The organism is Streptomyces sp. NBC_00659 (assembly GCF_036226925.1).
Classification (GTDB): Bacteria; Actinomycetota; Actinomycetes; order Streptomycetales; family Streptomycetaceae; genus Streptomyces.
The window spans coordinates 8021948-8036974 of the sequence record NZ_CP109031.1; the positions used below are offsets into that span (position 1 = coordinate 8021948).

A 15027-nucleotide genomic window follows, 5' to 3' on the forward strand; every position below is an offset into this window, starting at 1 on the left:
AGGAGAAGCCTCATGACGTCGCAGGCCGCGGACGGACCGGAGACGGTCGTCGCCTCGCGCCGCTCCAAAATCACGCCCGAGCGTGAGCGGGAGTTCTACGACGCCGTGCTCGAGCAGATCAGGGAATGCGGGTACGAGGCGCTCACGATGGAGGGAGTCGCCGCCAGCACCCGGTGCAGCAAGTCGACCCTCTACCGGCAGTGGAAGTCCAAGCCCCAGTTCGTGGCCGCCGCGCTGCGCAACAACCGTTGTCCCCGGTTCACGGGGATCGACACCGGGTCGCTCGCCGGTGACCTCCGCGCCGCGGCCGGGGCCGCGGGTGATTGGTCGGCCCGGGACAATACACAGCTGTTGCAGGGCCTCGGCAATGCCGTGATGCAGGACAAGGAGCTCCAGCAGGCGCTGCGCGACGCGCTCGTAGAGCCCGAGGTCGCCGAGCTGCGGCAGATGATCAGCCGCGGCGTCGAGCGCGGCGAGGTCGACGCCGGTCACCCGGCGCTGGAGTTCATCCCGGCCCAGATGCTCGGCGTCCTGAGGGTGCGGCCCCTTCTGGACGGCCAGTACGCGGACGCGGCGTATCTCACACGGTTCGTGGAGGCCGTCGTGCTGCCGACGCTGGGTCTCACCTGAATCTCAGGCCGCTGTCCGTGGGATGACCGGACGCCGGCCTGTATCGCGCCGCACCGTGGGGACGGGGGCGGCGCGCACCCCCCGGCCGGGTGGGGTTCCCCTTGAGCGGAGGGGCGCTCCACCCGGCCGATCCATGTCCGCGGTGTCCCGGCGCCGGGACGGGCGTACCCGGTTTTGGCGGGTCTCAGATCAGACGTTCTGGCCGTCTCCGCCGGTTCCGGCCGCCACCTTGATGCCCTTGGTGATGGTGTCGATGATCGACTGCTCGGGGGCCTTGGAGCTGATGTCGACGCCGAAGCGGACGACGACCAGCGAGGCGGGGTCGGCGGGGGACGGGAACACGAGCGATTCGACGTATCCGTCGTCGCCCTTGCTCGTCACGACCTTCCAGCGCACCAGATAGCCCTTCTCGCCGGCCACCGTGACGGCCTTCGAGGCGAGCTGGGTGTGCGAGGTGATCGAGCCGTAGCCCTTGCCGTACGACTCGGTGGCGTTCTTGGAGATGTCCTCCTTGGCCGCCGCCTCCGCCGTCGTGGACTTCAGCTTCTGCGCCTTCGCCGGGGCCGAGTAGGCGCCGCCGCGCTGACAGTTCTGCGAGGTGTCGCCGGGGCATTTGTACGTGTCCTTGGTGGACACCGCGGCGGTGCCCGCGCCGCTCTGGCCGGCCCAGCCGTCCGGCACCGGGATGCTGATGCCGTTGTAGACGTCCGTGGCGTACCCGGGGTCGGTCCCCGGCTGCCCCGACTCGCCGGGCGCCGGAGTCTGCCCGTCGGAGCCGCCCGGGCCGCCGGGCGCTCCGTTCGGGCCGCCTTCCTGGCCGCCGCCCGGTCCCTGCGGTCCGCCCTGGCCGTCCGACCCGGCGGGGCCGCGGGACGCAGCGCTGCCGCCGGATCCGTCATCGCTGGTCAGCGCGTACACGCCGCCGCCGATACCGGCGAGGACGGCGACCGCCGCCGCGACGGCTATGCCCGTGCGCAGCCCGCGCCGCGGGCCGCTCGGGGCGTACGCCGGATAGGGCCCGGCCCCCGCCGGGTGTGCCGGGGGACCCCATGCGGCCGCCGAGCCGACCGGGCGGACCTGGTCCGTCCATGTCCTACCGTCCCACCAGCGTTCGGTGGCGGGAGCGTCATTTGTCTGCCCGGGGTCGGGATACCAGCCGGGTGGAGTCGCCTGCGTCATGGGTCCACCGTAAGAGCACAGGGTGAAAGGCGGATGAGAGGGTTCCCCGAAGCCCGCTGGGGAGCTGACGCGGGCATGCCGACGGGAAGGCGGCCCACCGGACGGATGAAGAACGCCAGTGCCAAGGGTGCGTGTACCTCACGTGCGTCCCGGGCCGGCCGTCGCCTCCCGGGAGGCGGGGGCGAGGACCGGGGGTGAGGGGCGTCGGCCGGACTCGAAGGGCCCGACGCGACGTCCGCGGAGCCCCCGCGCACGCCTCCGCGGGAGCGCGGGAGCGGAGGGCGTGCAGGTCACAGTCGCGCGCGGGGGCGCTCGTGCCGGTCCTTCCCGGGGAGCTCGGGGGTCCCGCCGAGCGCGGTCGGCGCCGCGAACGTAGGAGGAAAATTACCTTCATTTTTCCAGCAGTTGACTGTCCGTCACTTCCCTTCGGAACCACCCGGTGTTCGGCGGCGTCGCCTTCGTGGGATCACCGTCGCCTGTCCCGGAGACTGGTGCCGGGTCCCGCCTCCGCCGTGGCTTCCAGGAGGCTAGGCTCGTTGCAGTTACGTCGTTTGGGTGACCTGGGGAGGTAGCGGGATGACGGAGGGACGACCCGGAGCGGTCGCCTCGGCTTCCCTGTGGGAGCGCGAAGAGGAGGTCGCCACTCTCGAAGAGGCGATCACCGCACTGCGTGCGGACTCCTCGACCTCGGGCACCCTGCTGGTGCTCAGCGGAGACGCGGGTCTCGGCAAGACCGCACTCCTGGCCGAGGTACGCAGGATCGCGGAGAGCAAGGGTTGTGCCGTGTGGTCGGCGCGCGGCGGCGAGACCGTCACGTCCGTCCCCTTCAATGTCGTACGGCAGTTGCTCCAGCCGGCCCTCGTCTCGCTGCTCCCGGAAGAGGCGCGCGAGTACCTGGGGGACTGGTACGACATCGCGGGACCCGCTCTCGGTATAGCCGAACCCGGTGACCGGCAGCCCGACCCGCAGGGCGTCTGCGACGGTCTGGTCGCCGCGGTACGACGCCTCGCGAAGCGGGACTGGCCGCTCGTGCTGCTCATCGACGACGCGCACTGGGCCGACCAGGAGACCCTGCGCTGGCTCGCCGCGTTCGCCGAGCGGCTGGACGACCTGTCCGTCCTCGTCGTGGTGGCCCGCAGGCCCGGCGGGGTCAGCGGCGAGAGCGCCCGGCTGCTCGACGCCGTGGCCGCCGCGGGCCGTCCGGTCTCCACCCTGACAGCGCTGACCCCGGCCGCCACCGAGGGCCTCACCCGCGCCACCCTCGGCGAACACGCCGACGCGCCCTTCTGCCGCGAGGTGTGGGCGGTCACCGGCGGCAACCCGTACGAGACCGTCGAACTGCTCGCCAAGGTCCAGGACAGCGAACTGGAGCCGGTCGAGGGCTCGGCCGCCGAACTGCGCGACCTGAACCGCTCGGCCCGCGGCCGCGGACTCGTCGCCCGCCTCGAAGGACTCGGCATCGACGCCACCCGGTTCGCCTGGGCGGCCGCCATCCTCGGCACCGGGATCTCCCTCGACCTCGCCGCCCAACTCGCCGGAATGCCGGACGAGGAGGCCTCCCGCTGTGCCGAACTGCTGGGCGCCGCCCGCATCCTGACCACGGCCGGATCCGCGGGCGGCCAACCGCCGCACGACGAGCTGGAGTTCGTGCACCCGCTGATCGCGACAGCGGTGTACCGCTCGATCCCGGACGCCCTGCGCACGGCGATGCACGGTCAGGCGGCCTGGGCGGTCACCGAGTCCGGACGCGGTGCGGCGGCGGCCTCCCGCCATCTCCTCGAAGTGCATCCGGACGACGATCCCGAACTCGTCGAGCAGATGCGCGAAGCCGCCCGCGAGCACCTCGCCGTCGGCGCCCCGGACGCGGCCCGGCGCTGCCTGGAGCGGGCGCTCGAGGAACCACCGCTGCCCGAGGTCCACGCGCGGGTGCTCTACGAACTGGGCTGCGCCACGCTCCTGACCGCGCCCTCCACGACCATCGGTCATCTCCGGGCCGCGCTCGAACGGCCCGGACTCGAGGACACGGCACGGGTCGACGCCGTCTTCCGGCTCTCCCAGGCACTGGTCCACAACAACCAGTTGGACGAGGCCGTCCGCACGGTCGACGCCGAGGCCGAGCGGCTGGAACCGGGGCCCGCCCGGATGCGGCTCCAGGCCGTGCACTACATGTGGGAGGGCATCCACGCGGGCGAGGAGCGCGCCGGACACTCCAGCGGTCTCGCCGAACTCGTCACGACCTGCACGGGGCGCGACAACTCCGAGCGCGCCCTGCTCATACTGCGCGGCTTCGACGCGATGACCCGCGGCGAGAACGCCGAGGAGGTCGTGGAACTCTGCGACCGGGCCCTCGTCAACGGCCGCCTCGCGCCGGGACTCGCCTGGACCGACGCCGAGTGGGGTGTCGAACTCCTGCTGATGCTGGGCAGCGCGTACGCCTACACGGACCGGCTGGACCGCGCCGAGAGCCTGTTCAGCGAGGCCCTGCACGCCTATGTGAAGGCGGGCTGGAGCGGCGGTCACCTCTCCCTGGCCAACGCCTACCTCGGCCTCGCCCACCGCAGGCGGGGCCGCCTCGCCGACGCGGAGCACTACCAGCGCGAATCGCTGCGCCTCGCGGAGCGGGTCGGACGCGGGCTGCCCCTGTACTGGTCGGCGACCTGCGGGCTCATCGACACCCTGCTGGCGCGCGGGCACGTCCAGCAGGCGGCGGAGATCGCCGAGCGCTACGGCTTCACGCCCCCGTACCCCTCCACGATCGTCCTTCCCGACACCCGCTCGGTGCGCGGCCGGCTGCTGCTCGCCGTCGGCCGCACCAAGGAGGGCATCAACGAACTGGAGGCGGCGGAGAAGGCCGCCGCCGCCCGCGGCCACCACAACACGGTGCTCGCACCCTGGGCCGTCGACCTCGCGAAGGCACTCGCCAACGAGGACCCGTCACGCGCCGCCGCCCTGGCCGCCGACGCCCGACGCCAGGCCGAACGGTTCGGCACCGACACGGCGATCGGTGAAGCCCTGCGGTGCGCCGCCGCACTCGAAACCGGTCAGCGCGCGGTCCGGCTGGCAGCCCAGGCGGTCACCTACCTGGAAGCCTCTCCCTGCCAGTACGAACACGCGGCGGCCCGCATCGAGTACGGCATCGTGTCCCGCTCGGTGATGGAACTGAACAAGGGCCTGACCCTGGCGCGCACCTGCGGAGCGGACGGTCTGGCGGCGAAGGCGGAGGCGGCGCTGGCGGGTCTGTGACGAACGGCCGGCCGCCGTCGGCCGCCCGCGGCGACATGCGGTCGGCGGTCCGCCGCCCGAGCCGGGCGGCGCGGTCGGCGGTCGCCGCCTGTGGCGCACGGTCAGGGGACAGCCCACGGGTGTCCTTGGCCGGGTTCAGTCCGGGGGTGCCCCCGGGCCGGGGCCGATCCGTGGGTCCGTGGCGGGGTGGTCTGAGGGTGCCCTCCTGGCCTGGGTAGCCCGCGGGTGTCCGTGGCCGGGCCGCGGGTTCCCTGACCGCGGTCAGTTCGCAGGTGACCCCAGCGGGGTCCAGTCCGCCCTGTGACCCTGACCGGGGTCAGTCCGACGAGTCCGACGGGGAGGCGTCGGCCTCCTCCGCCAGCACCCGCTGGGCCACCGCGAACGCCGAGTTGGCGGCCGGGACACCGCAGTAGACCGCCGTCTGCAGCAGCACCGCGCCGATCTCCTCGGGGGAGAGCCCGTTGCGCCGTGCCGCGCGGACATGCATCGCCAGCTCGTCGTAGTGGCCGTGCGCCACCAGCGCGGTCAGCGTGATCATGCTGCGCTCGCGGCGCGTCAGCGTCGTGTCGGTCCAGATCTCGCCCCAGGCGTACCGCGCGATGAAGTCCTGGAACCGGGCCGTGAACGGGCTCTGGCGCGCCTGCGCGCGGTCCACGTGCTCGTCACCGAGGACCTGGCGGCGTACCTCCATGCCGCGCCGCGCGCCCCCGCCGGAGAAGTGCGCCCGCAGAGCCGTCAGCACGGCCTCGGGGCACTGTGCGGGCGCCAGGTGCGAGGCGCCCGGGATCTCCACGAGCGCCGCACCCGGCACCGCGTCCGCGATCTCCCGCAGATGCGCGGGCGGCGTCGCGGGGTCCTCGCGCCCGGCGATCAGCAGCGTCGGTACGGTGACCGACGCCAGCCGGTCGCGGATGTCGAACGCGGCCAGGGCGTCACAACAGGCGGCGTACGCCTCCGGGTCGGCGTCGCGGTGGTCCTGGACCAGCTCCGGCACGGTGAAACCGGCGGTGAACCATCGGGCGTCGGCGGTCGCCGCGACGGGAGCGAGGCCCTCGCGGCGCACCAGTTCGGCCCGTTCCTCCCACGGCTTGGACCCGTTGAAGTGGGCCGAGGAGCAGATGACCGCGAGGGACGAGAGCCGGTCGGGATGGTGGACCGCCAGGTGCAGCCCCACCGCGCCGCCCAGCGACACACCGGCGTACGCGAAACGCCCGATGCCCAGCGAGTCGGCCAACTCCAGGACGAGCGCGGCCAGATCGGCGACCGTCGCTCCCGGCCCGATCGCATCGGCGGGTGAACCGCCGTGCCCGGGAAGGTTCCAGCGCACCACCCGGTGGGCGGCGGACAGTTCGGGCGCGATCTTGTCCCACAGGGCGTACGACGTCCCGAGCGAGGGCCCGAGAAGCAGCGGGGGAGCGGTGACGGATCCCTCGGCGCGGTGGGTGAGCGGGTTCGCGGTCAAGGTCGCTCCAGAGCACGGTCGGTGAGGACTCCGGCGGAGCCCGTGTAGTGGGTCGGGTCGGTGAGCTCCGCGAGGTCGACGCCCGGGAGGTCCTTGAGGCCGGGCTCTTCGCCGAGCACGTCCGCGAGGGGCCGCCGCTCACCGACGGCGCGCTCGGCGGCTCGCGTCAGCAGCTCCTTGGCGCGCGCCCGGCCGAGCACCGGGGCGAGTTCGGCGGCCAGCCGCTCGGAGACGACCAACCCGTGGGTGAGGCCCAGGTGTTCGCGCATGGCGTCGGCGTTCACCCGGAGATCCGCGGTCAGTTCGGCCGTGTCACGGGCCGCCCCGCCGACCAGCCGCAGCAGATCGCGCAGCGGCTCCCACTCGGCGTGCCAGGCCCCGGCCGGCCGCTCGTCCTCGGCGGGCAGCGCCCCGTACAGGGTGGCCGCGAGCAGGGGGGCGCGCCGGGCGGCCGCGGCCACGAGGGTGGCCCGCACCGGGTTCGCCTTGTGCGGCATCGCGGACGAACCGCCGCCGGATCCCTCGGCCAGCTCGGAGATCTCCGTGCGGGAGAGCGTCAGCACGTCGACGGCCGTCTTGCCGAGTGCTCCGGCCGTGAACGCCAGCGCTCCGGCCAGGTCCGCGATCGGGGTGCGCAGCGTGTGCCAGGGCAACACGGGCTCGGCGAGGCCCAGTTCGCGTGCGTACGCGGCGGTCAGGGCCCGGGTGTCGTCCGCGCCGAAGGCGGTGAAGGCGGCCAAGGTGCCTGCGGCTCCGCCCAGTTGGGCGGGCAGGGAGGTCAGTACGGCGTGCAGCCGGTCCCTGGCGTCGAGCACCAGGGACCGCCATCCGGCCGCCTTCAGCCCGAAGGTCGTCGGCACCGCGTGCTGGGTGAGCGTGCGGCCGGGCATGACGGTGTCCCGGTGCTCCGCCGCGAGCCGGGCGAGGTGGTGCCCGGTCCGTTCCAGGTCGTTCAGGACGAGATCCAGGGTGCGGGCCGCGACGAGCATCGTGGCCGAGTCCAGGATGTCCTGGCTCGTCGCGCCCCGGTGGACGTACGGGCCGAACTCGGCGCCGACGGCGGCCGTCAGGTCCGCGGCCAGCGGGATCACCGGATTGCCGCCGCTCCGGGCGCGGAGCGCGATCGACGCGATGTCGAAGTCCGTGTCGCCGGCGGCGAGGGTCACCGCCGTCGCGGCCCCGGCCGGGGCCAGGCCCAGGGACGCCTGGGCCCGCGTCAGCGCGGCCTCCGCGTCGAGCAGGGCCCGCAGATACGCGGTGTCGCTCGTCGCGGTGGACGCCGGGGAGCCCGCCCGGCCGGGAGCGAGCAGCCCGGTGTCGTCCACGACGGGGTCGGCAGGTGTCACTGGAACTCCAGGAAGACCGTCTCGCCCTCGCCCTGAAGGCGGATGTCGAAACGGTACGTCCGCATCGCTCCCTCGGCCGCGATCAGCGTGGCGCGCCGCTCGTCCGGCAGTGCGTCGAGCAGCGGGTCGCTGCCGTCGGCCAGATAGGCGCGGGTGAACAGGTGGTGTGTCAGACCCCGCGCGAACACGCACACCCCGATGTACGGCAGTCCGGTGTTTCCCGGCGGCAGTGTGCGCAGCGCGTAGCGGCCGTCGGCGTCGGTGGCGACCCGGCCGAAGCCGGTGAAGTCGACGCCGTTGCGGCCGAGGAAGCCGCCCGTGGACGGGTCGCGGCGCAGCGAGCCGGGGGCGCCGGTGAGGGAGCCGTCGGGCGCGGCCTGCCAGAAGTCGAGCAGGGCGTCGGGGACCGGCGTGCCCGCCCCGTCGAACACGTGGCCGTGCAGGGTGATCGTGTCGGGGTGGCCCGGGGGCGCGATGTCGCCGCCGCCCGGGAACGGCAGCGCGTGGCCGTAGAAGGGGCCGATGGTGTGCGCGGGGGTGGGGAGCAGCCGTTCGGTCATGCTCATCGGCCTTCCTCGATCCAGGTGGCGGAGGGACCGTCGAGGACGATGTCCCACTCGTAGCCCATGGAGAACTCGGGCCGCGAGAGATCGTGGTTGTACGCGGCGATCAGCCGGTCGCGGGCCGCCGGGTCCGTCACGGACCGCAGGATCGGGTCGTAGGGGAACAGCGGGTCGCCCGGGAAGTACATCTGGGTCACCAGCCGCTGGGTGAACGCGCTGCCGAAGACGGAGAAGTGGATGTGCGCGGGCCGCCAGGCGTTGGTGTGATTGCCCCACGGGTACGGTCCCGGTCTGACCGTGGTGAACGCGTACTGTCCCTGATCGTCCGTCAGGGTCCGTCCCACGCCGGTGAAGTTGGGGTCGAGCGGGGCCGGGTGCTGCTCGCGCAGATGGGCGTACCGTCCCGCGGCGTTGGCCTGCCAGATCTCGATGAGCTGGCCGCGCACCGGACGTCCCTCGCGGTCCAGCAGCCGGCCCGAGACGGTGATCCGCTCGCCGATCGGCTCGCCCCGGTGCCGGCGGGTGAGGTCGTTGTCGATCTCGGTGATGTCGGTGACGCCGAAGACCGGGCCCGACAGCTCGACCGTCTCCGGGTCGCCGCCGCTCACGGCGACCAGCGGCTGTTCGGGGTGGCGCAGCCGCGAGCTGCGGTACGGGGCGTAGTCGCGCGCGGGGTGGTGGCGCACGGGCGCGCCGCCGGCCACCGCCTTGTCGTACGCGTCCTGGTGATCCTTGATCTCGGCGTCGATGTCCGACTGAGTGAGAGCCATGGTCGACTTCCTAGCGTTCGAGGACGAGGGCGAGGCCCTGGCCCACGCCGATGCAGAGGGTGGCAACTCCAACTCCGGTGCCCTTGCGGGCGAGTTGGTGGGCAACGGTTCCGGCGAGCCGGGCACCGGAGGCGCCGAGGGGGTGGCCGAGGGCGATGGCGCCGCCCTGCGGGTTGAGGATCGCGGGGTCGAACTCGGGCCACTCGGCGAGGCAGCCGAGTACCTGCGCGGCGAAGGCCTCGTTGAGCTCCAGGACCGACAGGTCGTCAAATCCCTTGCCCGCCTTGGCCAGAGCGCGGTTCACGGCCTCGACGGGGGCGAGTCCGAAGTACTGCGGGTCGGTCGCGGACACGCCCGTCGCGGACACCCGGGCGAGGGGTTCGCGTCCGGTGGCCCGAAGCCCCTCCGCGTCGGTCAGCAGCAGGGCGGCGGCCCCGTCGTTCAGGGGTGAGGCGTTGGCGGCGGTCACCGTGCCCCCTTCCGCGCGGAAGGACGGCTTGAGCCGGGCCATGGCGTCGAGGGACGCGTCGGCGCGGACGCATTCGTCGGCGCCGAACACGACCGGACCGCCCTTGCGGCCGGGCAGGGACAGGGGAGCGATCTCGGCGTCGAACAGGCCCTCCGTCTGGGCCCGGGCCGCCTTCCGGTGGCCGGCGAGGGCGAACTCGTCCTGCCGCTCGCGGGTGATCCCGTGCTTGTCGGCGATGAGTTCGGCGGACTCGCCGAGGGGGATGGTCCACTGCGGGTCCATGCGCGGGTTGACCATGCGCCAGCCGAGCGTGGTGGAGTACAGCTCGGCGTGCCCGGCCGGGAACGGCCGATCGCTCTTGGGCAGGACGTAGGGCGCGCGGGTCATCGACTCGACGCCACCGGCCAGGGCGATGGAGGCGTCGCCGAGGGCGATGGCGCGGGCCGCCTGGATGACGGCTTCGAGGCCGGAGGCACACAGCCGGTTGACGGTCACGCCCGGCACCGAGGTGGGCAGTCCGGCCAGGAGGGCGGCCATCCGGCCCACGTTCCGGTTCTCCTCGCCCGCGCCGTTGGCGTTGCCGAAGTACACGTCGTCGATCCGCGCCGGGTCCAGGTCCGGGGTCCGGGCGAGGAGTTCGCGGACGGTGTGGGCCGCCAGGTCGTCCGGGCGGACGGCGGCCAGCGAGCCGCCGTACCTGCCGAAGGGCGTCCGTACGGCGTCGACGATGTAGACGTCCTTCATGACCCGATCCCCTCCGCGACGACGACCTCGGCGGCGGTCTTCGCCGCGATCTCACCGGCCGTGACACCCGGAGCGGTCTCGACCAGCAGCAGCCCGGCGGGTGTGATGTCGAGGACGCCCAGGTCGGTGATGACGCGGTTGACGCACGCCTTCCCGGTGAGCGGCAGCTCGCACTCACGGAGGATCTTGGGCGAGCCGTCCTTGGCGGTGTGTGTCATCACGACGATGACCGTCCGGGCTCCGTGGACGAGGTCCATCGCCCCGCCGATGCCGGTGATCATCTTGCCGGGGACGGCCCAGTTGGCGAGGTCGCCGCCGGCCGACACCTGCATCGCGCCCAGCACCGCGACGTCGATGTGCCCGCCCCGGATCATCCCGAAGGACAGCGCGGAGTCGAAGTACGAGGCACCCGGCAGGACCGTGACGGTCTCCTTGCCCGCGTTGATGAGGTCGGGGTCGACCTGGTCCTCGGCGGGGTAGGGGCCGGTGCCCAGAATGCCGTTCTCCGACTCCAGGATCACCTCGACACCGGCGGGGAGGTGGTTGGGGATCAAGGTCGGCAGGCCGATGCCGAGGTTGACGTACTGGCCGTCCTTCAGTTCACGCGCGGCGCGGGCCGCCATCTCTTCCCTGCTCCAGGCCATCACTCGCTCACCGTCCCGTCCGCCGCGGACGCCGAGACCGTCCGCTTCTCGATCATCTTGGCGTCCGCCTGCTCGCGGGTCAGGGCCACGACGCGCTGCACGAAGATGCCGGGCAGGTGCACGGCGTCCGGATCGATCCCGCCCGGCTCCACGAGCTCCTCGACCTCGGCGATCGTCACCCGGCCGGCCATCGCGGCGAGCGGATTGAAGTTCCGGGAGGACTTGTTGAAGACGAGGTTGCCGTGCCGGTCGCCCTTCGCGGCCCGTACCAGCGCGAAGTCGGTGCGGATGCCGTGCTCCAGTACGTACGGGGTGCCGTCGAACTCGCGTACCTCCTTCGGCGGCGAGGCCTTCGTGACGCCGCCGTGGCCGTCGTACCGCCAGGGCAGTCCGCCGTCGGCGACCTGGGTGCCGACCCCGGCGGGCGTGTAGAAGGCGGGGATGCCGGCACCGCCCGCGCGCAGCCGCTCGGCCAGCGTCCCCTGCGGGATCATCTCGACCTCCAGCTCGCCGGCCAGATACTGCCGGGCGAACTCCTTGTTGCCGCCGATGTACGAGCCGGTGACCCGGGCGATGCGTCCGGCGGCGAGCAGGGTCGCGAGCCCGGAGTCCATGGCCCCGCAGTTGTTGGAGACGACCCCGAGTCCTTGGACGCCACGCTCGTGGAGGGCCTCGATCAGCACGTTCGGAACGCCGCTGAGGCCGAATCCGCCGACCGCGAGGGTCGCGCCGTCCGGTACATCGGCCACCGCCTCCAGTGCCGTGGCGACCACCTTGTCCATCCGTGAAGCCTCATCTCTCCCGAGTGTCCGGCGCCAAATTAATCAGGGCACTGAGTAATTCTGCGAGGTGTTCAACACGCTGCCATCCGGACTTCGGTCCGTCAAGACTTCGGATCGATGCAGCAAAACGAAGGGTCGACAAGGTCGACAGGGGTGGGACAGCCGCCAGGGAGGGCAGGTATCGTTCAGTGCACCAACGAATTCAGGGCATCGATGAACGCGGAGCGCCCCCGAGACGCGGGGCATCGACGCACACCACCCCGGTGCGGCGCGTTCACCGGCGCGTACCGGACCCGAGGAGCGCACATGGCCGCGGTGGACCTCTCCACCCACCCCGGGCACCTTGCCCGGCGACTCCAGCAGGCGCACTACCTGCTGTGGAACACGATGGTCTCCGAGGAGATCACCTCGCCCCAGTTCGCGGTCCTGAACGCGCTGGTCGCCGAGCCCGGCCTCGACCAGCGCACGGTGGGGGAGCGGGTGGGACTCGACCGGTCCACGATCGCCGAGGTCATCAGCCGGCTCGGGCGCCGCGCGCTGCTGGACAAGGTGCGCGACCCGCAGGACGGACGGCGCTTCCTGCTGCGCCTCACGGACGAGGGGCTGCGTGTCCACCGGAAGCTGACCGTGCGCACCGCGCGCATGAACCAGGTCTTCCTGGCTCCCCTCTCCACCGAGGAACAGGATCTCTTCTTCGACCTCATCCAACGCGTCTCGGACGCCGCCGAGGGGCTCCGCAACCCAGGGGAACCCCTCCGTGCGCAGCACTGAGGGCTGACGTCCGCCCGAGCGGGGGCCGGAGCCGGAGCGGCGGCTCGATCGGCCCGTCCGCCCCAGGGTGCCCACGCCCGGGCGCCCGGGGCTCACGCCTTGGCGAGGACCACCCACACCTGCCCCGGGGCGAAGTTCATCGGCGTACCGTCCGGACTGGTGAACCGGGTGCCGTCGGCCGCCTCGGGACGCGTCCAGTTCGCGTCGAAGGCGCGGCCGTCGCGCAGTACCCGGGCCGTGCCCGAGCCCACCGACTCCGTGAACGGAGTGTTGTTGCCGAGGAAGTCGTGGTACCTCGACGCGCGCACCTTCACGTACTGGATGACCACCGTCGCCGGAGCCACCGAGGTGCCGTCGGTCGTCACCGTCGGCGTGCCGTCCATCGCCACCAGCCAGCGCTCGCGGTCGGCGGACCAGGTGAAGGTGAAGCGGGCCGACGGGAAGCGGACCGTGCGGGAGGTCTCGGGGGTGCCGCCCTTGGGTGCCGCGCCGAAACGGAAGCCCGTGGTCAGCGCGGCGTCGCCGGGCGCGGAGTCCATCAGCCGCCGCGGGCGCAGATACAGATTGTGCGGCGCGGCCTTGCCCGTGCCCCGGTACCAGGCGTCGGGCACCTTCCCCGCCGGCTCGGGATCCAGCGGAGCGTCGTCGATCAGCGGCAGCAGCTTGTGCTGGGCCCCGGAGAAGGCGAGCGTCGGCTCGTGGAACTGTCCCAGCAGTTCGAGATCCGACTCGCGGGCACTGCGCACGGGCCCGACGCTGTCGGGCAGGGTGGTCGCGAAGACCGCCATCAGCCGGCTCAGACCGCCCTCGACCTGCTCCGCGTAGACCACGTCCGCCGCGTCGAGCCCCGTCTGGGGACGGGCGTCGGGCGCGTTGTCGATCTTCACGGCGAGTACCGGGCCGGTGTTCGCGATGCCGGTCCCGCTGTCGCTCGGGCTCTGGCTCGGGGACCGGCTCTCGTCGGCAGCTCCGCCGCCCGAGGTGCAGCCCGTCATCAGTGAGCCCGTGACCGTGACGGCCAGCAGTCCCGCCGTCCATGCGCCACGCCGCGTCCGAACCGACTCTCGTATGCCCACCGTGCCACCTGTCCCGTGCCATCGATTGTGCGTCCATCAGTTCATCGGTGGCCATACCCGATCGTTTCTGATTGCGCGCGGCGACTGAGTTGATCGGCTCAGCGGGACGATCCGTGCAGGGTCGAAAAGGGTCGAAGAGGGCCGAAGAGGGTCGCGGAGGAAGCGGCTCCGTGTGCGGTGCGTCAGCTCCGCGGCCCCAGGATCTCCGCCAGGTCGTAGCCGACCGGCTCCTCCAGCTGCCCGTACGTGCAGCTCTCGGCGGTGCGGTCGGGGCGCCATCGGCGGAAGCGGGCCGTGTGGCGGAACCGTACGCCGTTCTCCATGTGGTCGTAGGCCACCTCGGCCACCCGCTCGGGCCGGACCGGGATCCAGGACAGGTCCTTCTTCGCCGACCATCTGCTCGGCGCCCCCGGCAGCCGGGCCGTCTCGTGCGCCGACTCCTGGGCCCAGGCCGCCCACGGATGCCCGGCCGCGTCCTCCAGCCGCAAGGGCTCCAGCTCCTCCACCAGTTCCGCCCGCCGCTTCATGGTGAACGCGGCGCTCACACCCACGTGCTGGAGCGTGCCCCCCGTGTCGTACAGGCCGAGCAGCAGCGACCCGACGACCGGTCCGCTCTTGTGGAAGCGGTACCCCGCGACGACGACGTCCGCCGTCCGCTCGTGCTTGATCTTGTACATGGCACGCTCGTCCCGCAGATACGGCAGCGTGAGCGGTTTCGCCACGACCCCGTCGAGCCCCGCCCCCTCGTACTGCCCGAACCACCGCTGCGCCACCTCGCGGTCCGTGGTCGCGGGCGCCACGTGCACCGGTGCCGTCACCCCGGACAACGCCTTCACCAGCAGCGCGCGCCGCTCGCTCAGCGGCACCTCGAGCAGCGAGGCGTCGGCCAGTGCCAGCATGTCGAAGGCCACGAAGGAGGCGGGGGTCTTCTCGGCCAGCATGCGCACCCGTGAGTCCGCCGGGTGGATCCGCTCCGAGAGCGCGTCGAAGTCGAGCCGTCCGTCCCTGGCGATCAGGATCTCCCCGTCCATCACACAGCGCTCCGGCAACCGCTCCCGCAGCGCCTCGACGAGCTCCGGAAAATACCTGGTCAGCGGCTTTCCGGTGCGGCTGCCGATCTCCATCTCGTCGCCGTCGCGGAACACGATGGCCCGGAACCCGTCCCACTTCGCCTCGTAATGCATGTCCGGCGGGATCTTCGCCACCGACTTGGCGAGCATCGGCTTCACGGGGGGCATCACCGGCAGATCCATACTTCGACTCTAAGAGCCGTCCATGGTGTCCGCCTGTTGCGTCTTCGGTCCGGCAGGAGGCGGCTGTCCTGCGGTTTTGCGGCCGTTTCGCGGCC

At 72.5% G+C, this 15027-nt stretch carries 13 protein-coding genes; 3 read left to right on the forward strand and 10 right to left on the reverse strand.

The genetic code is table 11. From position 1 onward, the window contains the following. Positions 1 to 12: 12 nt before the first annotated feature. On the forward strand, positions 13 to 630 hold the full coding sequence (locus OG410_RS35050) for a TetR/AcrR family transcriptional regulator (RefSeq protein ID WP_329302768.1): 618 nt from the start codon (positions 13 to 15) through the stop codon (positions 628 to 630). Positions 631 to 819: 189 nt separating this feature from the next. Here the strand turns inward: OG410_RS35050 and OG410_RS35055 are convergent, their stop codons facing one another. Further along, the gene (locus tag OG410_RS35055; RefSeq protein ID WP_329302770.1) at positions 820 to 1809 is read right to left on the reverse strand and encodes a DUF2510 domain-containing protein; all 990 of its coding nucleotides are present in this window, start codon (positions 1807 to 1809) and stop codon (positions 820 to 822) included. A gap of 576 nt (positions 1810 to 2385) precedes the next feature. On the opposite strand from OG410_RS35055, the gene OG410_RS35060 reads away from it, so the two are divergent. After that, positions 2386 to 5052, forward strand: coding sequence for an ATP-binding protein (locus OG410_RS35060; RefSeq protein WP_329302771.1), 2667 nt, complete (start codon positions 2386 to 2388; stop codon positions 5050 to 5052). A 316-nt stretch (positions 5053 to 5368) separates the two neighbouring features. On the opposite strand, the gene pcaDC is transcribed toward OG410_RS35060, so the two are convergent. Genes pcaDC through OG410_RS35095 form a run of 7 tightly spaced genes read right to left on the reverse strand, consistent with a single transcriptional unit; the run spans position 5369 to position 11832 of the window. Beyond that, the gene (pcaDC, locus tag OG410_RS35065) at positions 5369 to 6514 is read right to left on the reverse strand and encodes a bifunctional 3-oxoadipate enol-lactonase/4-carboxymuconolactone decarboxylase PcaDC (RefSeq protein ID WP_329302773.1); all 1146 of its coding nucleotides are present in this window, start codon (positions 6512 to 6514) and stop codon (positions 5369 to 5371) included. Next, positions 6511 to 7860 carry a 3-carboxy-cis,cis-muconate cycloisomerase gene (gene pcaB / locus OG410_RS35070; protein WP_329302775.1) on the reverse strand — a complete coding sequence of 450 codons (1350 nt, stop codon included), beginning with the start codon at positions 7858 to 7860 and terminating at the stop codon, positions 6511 to 6513. Before pcaB ends, pcaDC begins: the two co-directional genes overlap by 4 nt. Then, a complete protein-coding gene (pcaG, locus tag OG410_RS35075; RefSeq protein WP_443063932.1) occupies positions 7857 to 8420 on the reverse strand; it encodes a protocatechuate 3,4-dioxygenase subunit alpha in 564 nt (187 codons plus the stop codon). Before pcaG ends, pcaB begins: the two co-directional genes overlap by 4 nt. Positions 8421 to 8422: 2 nt before the next feature. Continuing rightward, positions 8423 to 9193: a protocatechuate 3,4-dioxygenase subunit beta gene (pcaH, locus tag OG410_RS35080; protein ID WP_329302779.1), complete on the reverse strand. Its 771-nt coding sequence runs from the start codon at positions 9191 to 9193 to the stop codon at positions 8423 to 8425. 10 nt (positions 9194 to 9203) lie between these two features. Beyond that, a complete protein-coding gene (locus OG410_RS35085; RefSeq protein WP_329302781.1) occupies positions 9204 to 10406 on the reverse strand; it encodes a thiolase family protein in 1203 nt (400 codons plus the stop codon). Further along, entirely contained in the window at positions 10403 to 11050 is a 648-nt protein-coding gene (locus OG410_RS35090) for a CoA transferase subunit B (protein WP_329302783.1), read from the reverse strand. Before OG410_RS35090 ends, OG410_RS35085 begins: the two co-directional genes overlap by 4 nt. After that, on the reverse strand, positions 11050 to 11832 hold the full coding sequence (locus OG410_RS35095; RefSeq protein ID WP_329302785.1) for a CoA transferase subunit A: 783 nt from the start codon (positions 11830 to 11832) through the stop codon (positions 11050 to 11052). Before OG410_RS35095 ends, OG410_RS35090 begins: the two co-directional genes overlap by 1 nt. A 306-nt stretch (positions 11833 to 12138) precedes the next feature. On the opposite strand from OG410_RS35095, the gene OG410_RS35100 reads away from it, so the two are divergent. Continuing rightward, entirely contained in the window at positions 12139 to 12603 is a 465-nt protein-coding gene (locus OG410_RS35100) for a MarR family winged helix-turn-helix transcriptional regulator (RefSeq protein WP_329302787.1), read from the forward strand. Between the two features lie 92 nt (positions 12604 to 12695). On the opposite strand, the gene OG410_RS35105 is transcribed toward OG410_RS35100, so the two are convergent. After that, a complete protein-coding gene (locus tag OG410_RS35105; RefSeq protein ID WP_329302789.1) occupies positions 12696 to 13679 on the reverse strand; it encodes a DUF3048 domain-containing protein in 984 nt (327 codons plus the stop codon). A gap of 182 nt (positions 13680 to 13861) precedes the next feature. Beyond that, positions 13862 to 14932, reverse strand: a complete 1071-nt coding sequence (locus OG410_RS35110) for an ATP-dependent DNA ligase (RefSeq protein ID WP_329302791.1) — start codon at positions 14930 to 14932, stop codon at positions 13862 to 13864. Positions 14933 to 15027: the final 95 nt, after the last annotated feature.

Coding starts and splice junctions, on each gene's coding strand:
- OG410_RS35050 (WP_329302768.1), top strand. CDS start 13: ATGACGTCGCAGGCCGCGGACGGACCGGAGACGGTCGTCGCCTCGCGC.
- OG410_RS35055 (WP_329302770.1), bottom strand. CDS start 1,809: ATGACGCAGGCGACTCCACCCGGCTGGTATCCCGACCCCGGGCAGACA.
- OG410_RS35060 (WP_329302771.1), top strand. CDS start 2,386: ATGACGGAGGGACGACCCGGAGCGGTCGCCTCGGCTTCCCTGTGGGAG.
- pcaG (WP_443063932.1), bottom strand. CDS start 8,420: ATGACCGAACGGCTGCTCCCCACCCCCGCGCACACCATCGGCCCCTTC.
- pcaH (WP_329302779.1), bottom strand. CDS start 9,193: ATGGCTCTCACTCAGTCGGACATCGACGCCGAGATCAAGGATCACCAG.
- OG410_RS35085 (WP_329302781.1), bottom strand. CDS start 10,406: ATGAAGGACGTCTACATCGTCGACGCCGTACGGACGCCCTTCGGCAGG.
- OG410_RS35090 (WP_329302783.1), bottom strand. CDS start 11,050: ATGGCCTGGAGCAGGGAAGAGATGGCGGCCCGCGCCGCGCGTGAACTG.
- OG410_RS35095 (WP_329302785.1), bottom strand. CDS start 11,832: ATGGACAAGGTGGTCGCCACGGCACTGGAGGCGGTGGCCGATGTACCG.
- OG410_RS35100 (WP_329302787.1), top strand. CDS start 12,139: ATGGCCGCGGTGGACCTCTCCACCCACCCCGGGCACCTTGCCCGGCGA.
- OG410_RS35110 (WP_329302791.1), bottom strand. CDS start 14,932: ATGGATCTGCCGGTGATGCCCCCCGTGAAGCCGATGCTCGCCAAGTCG.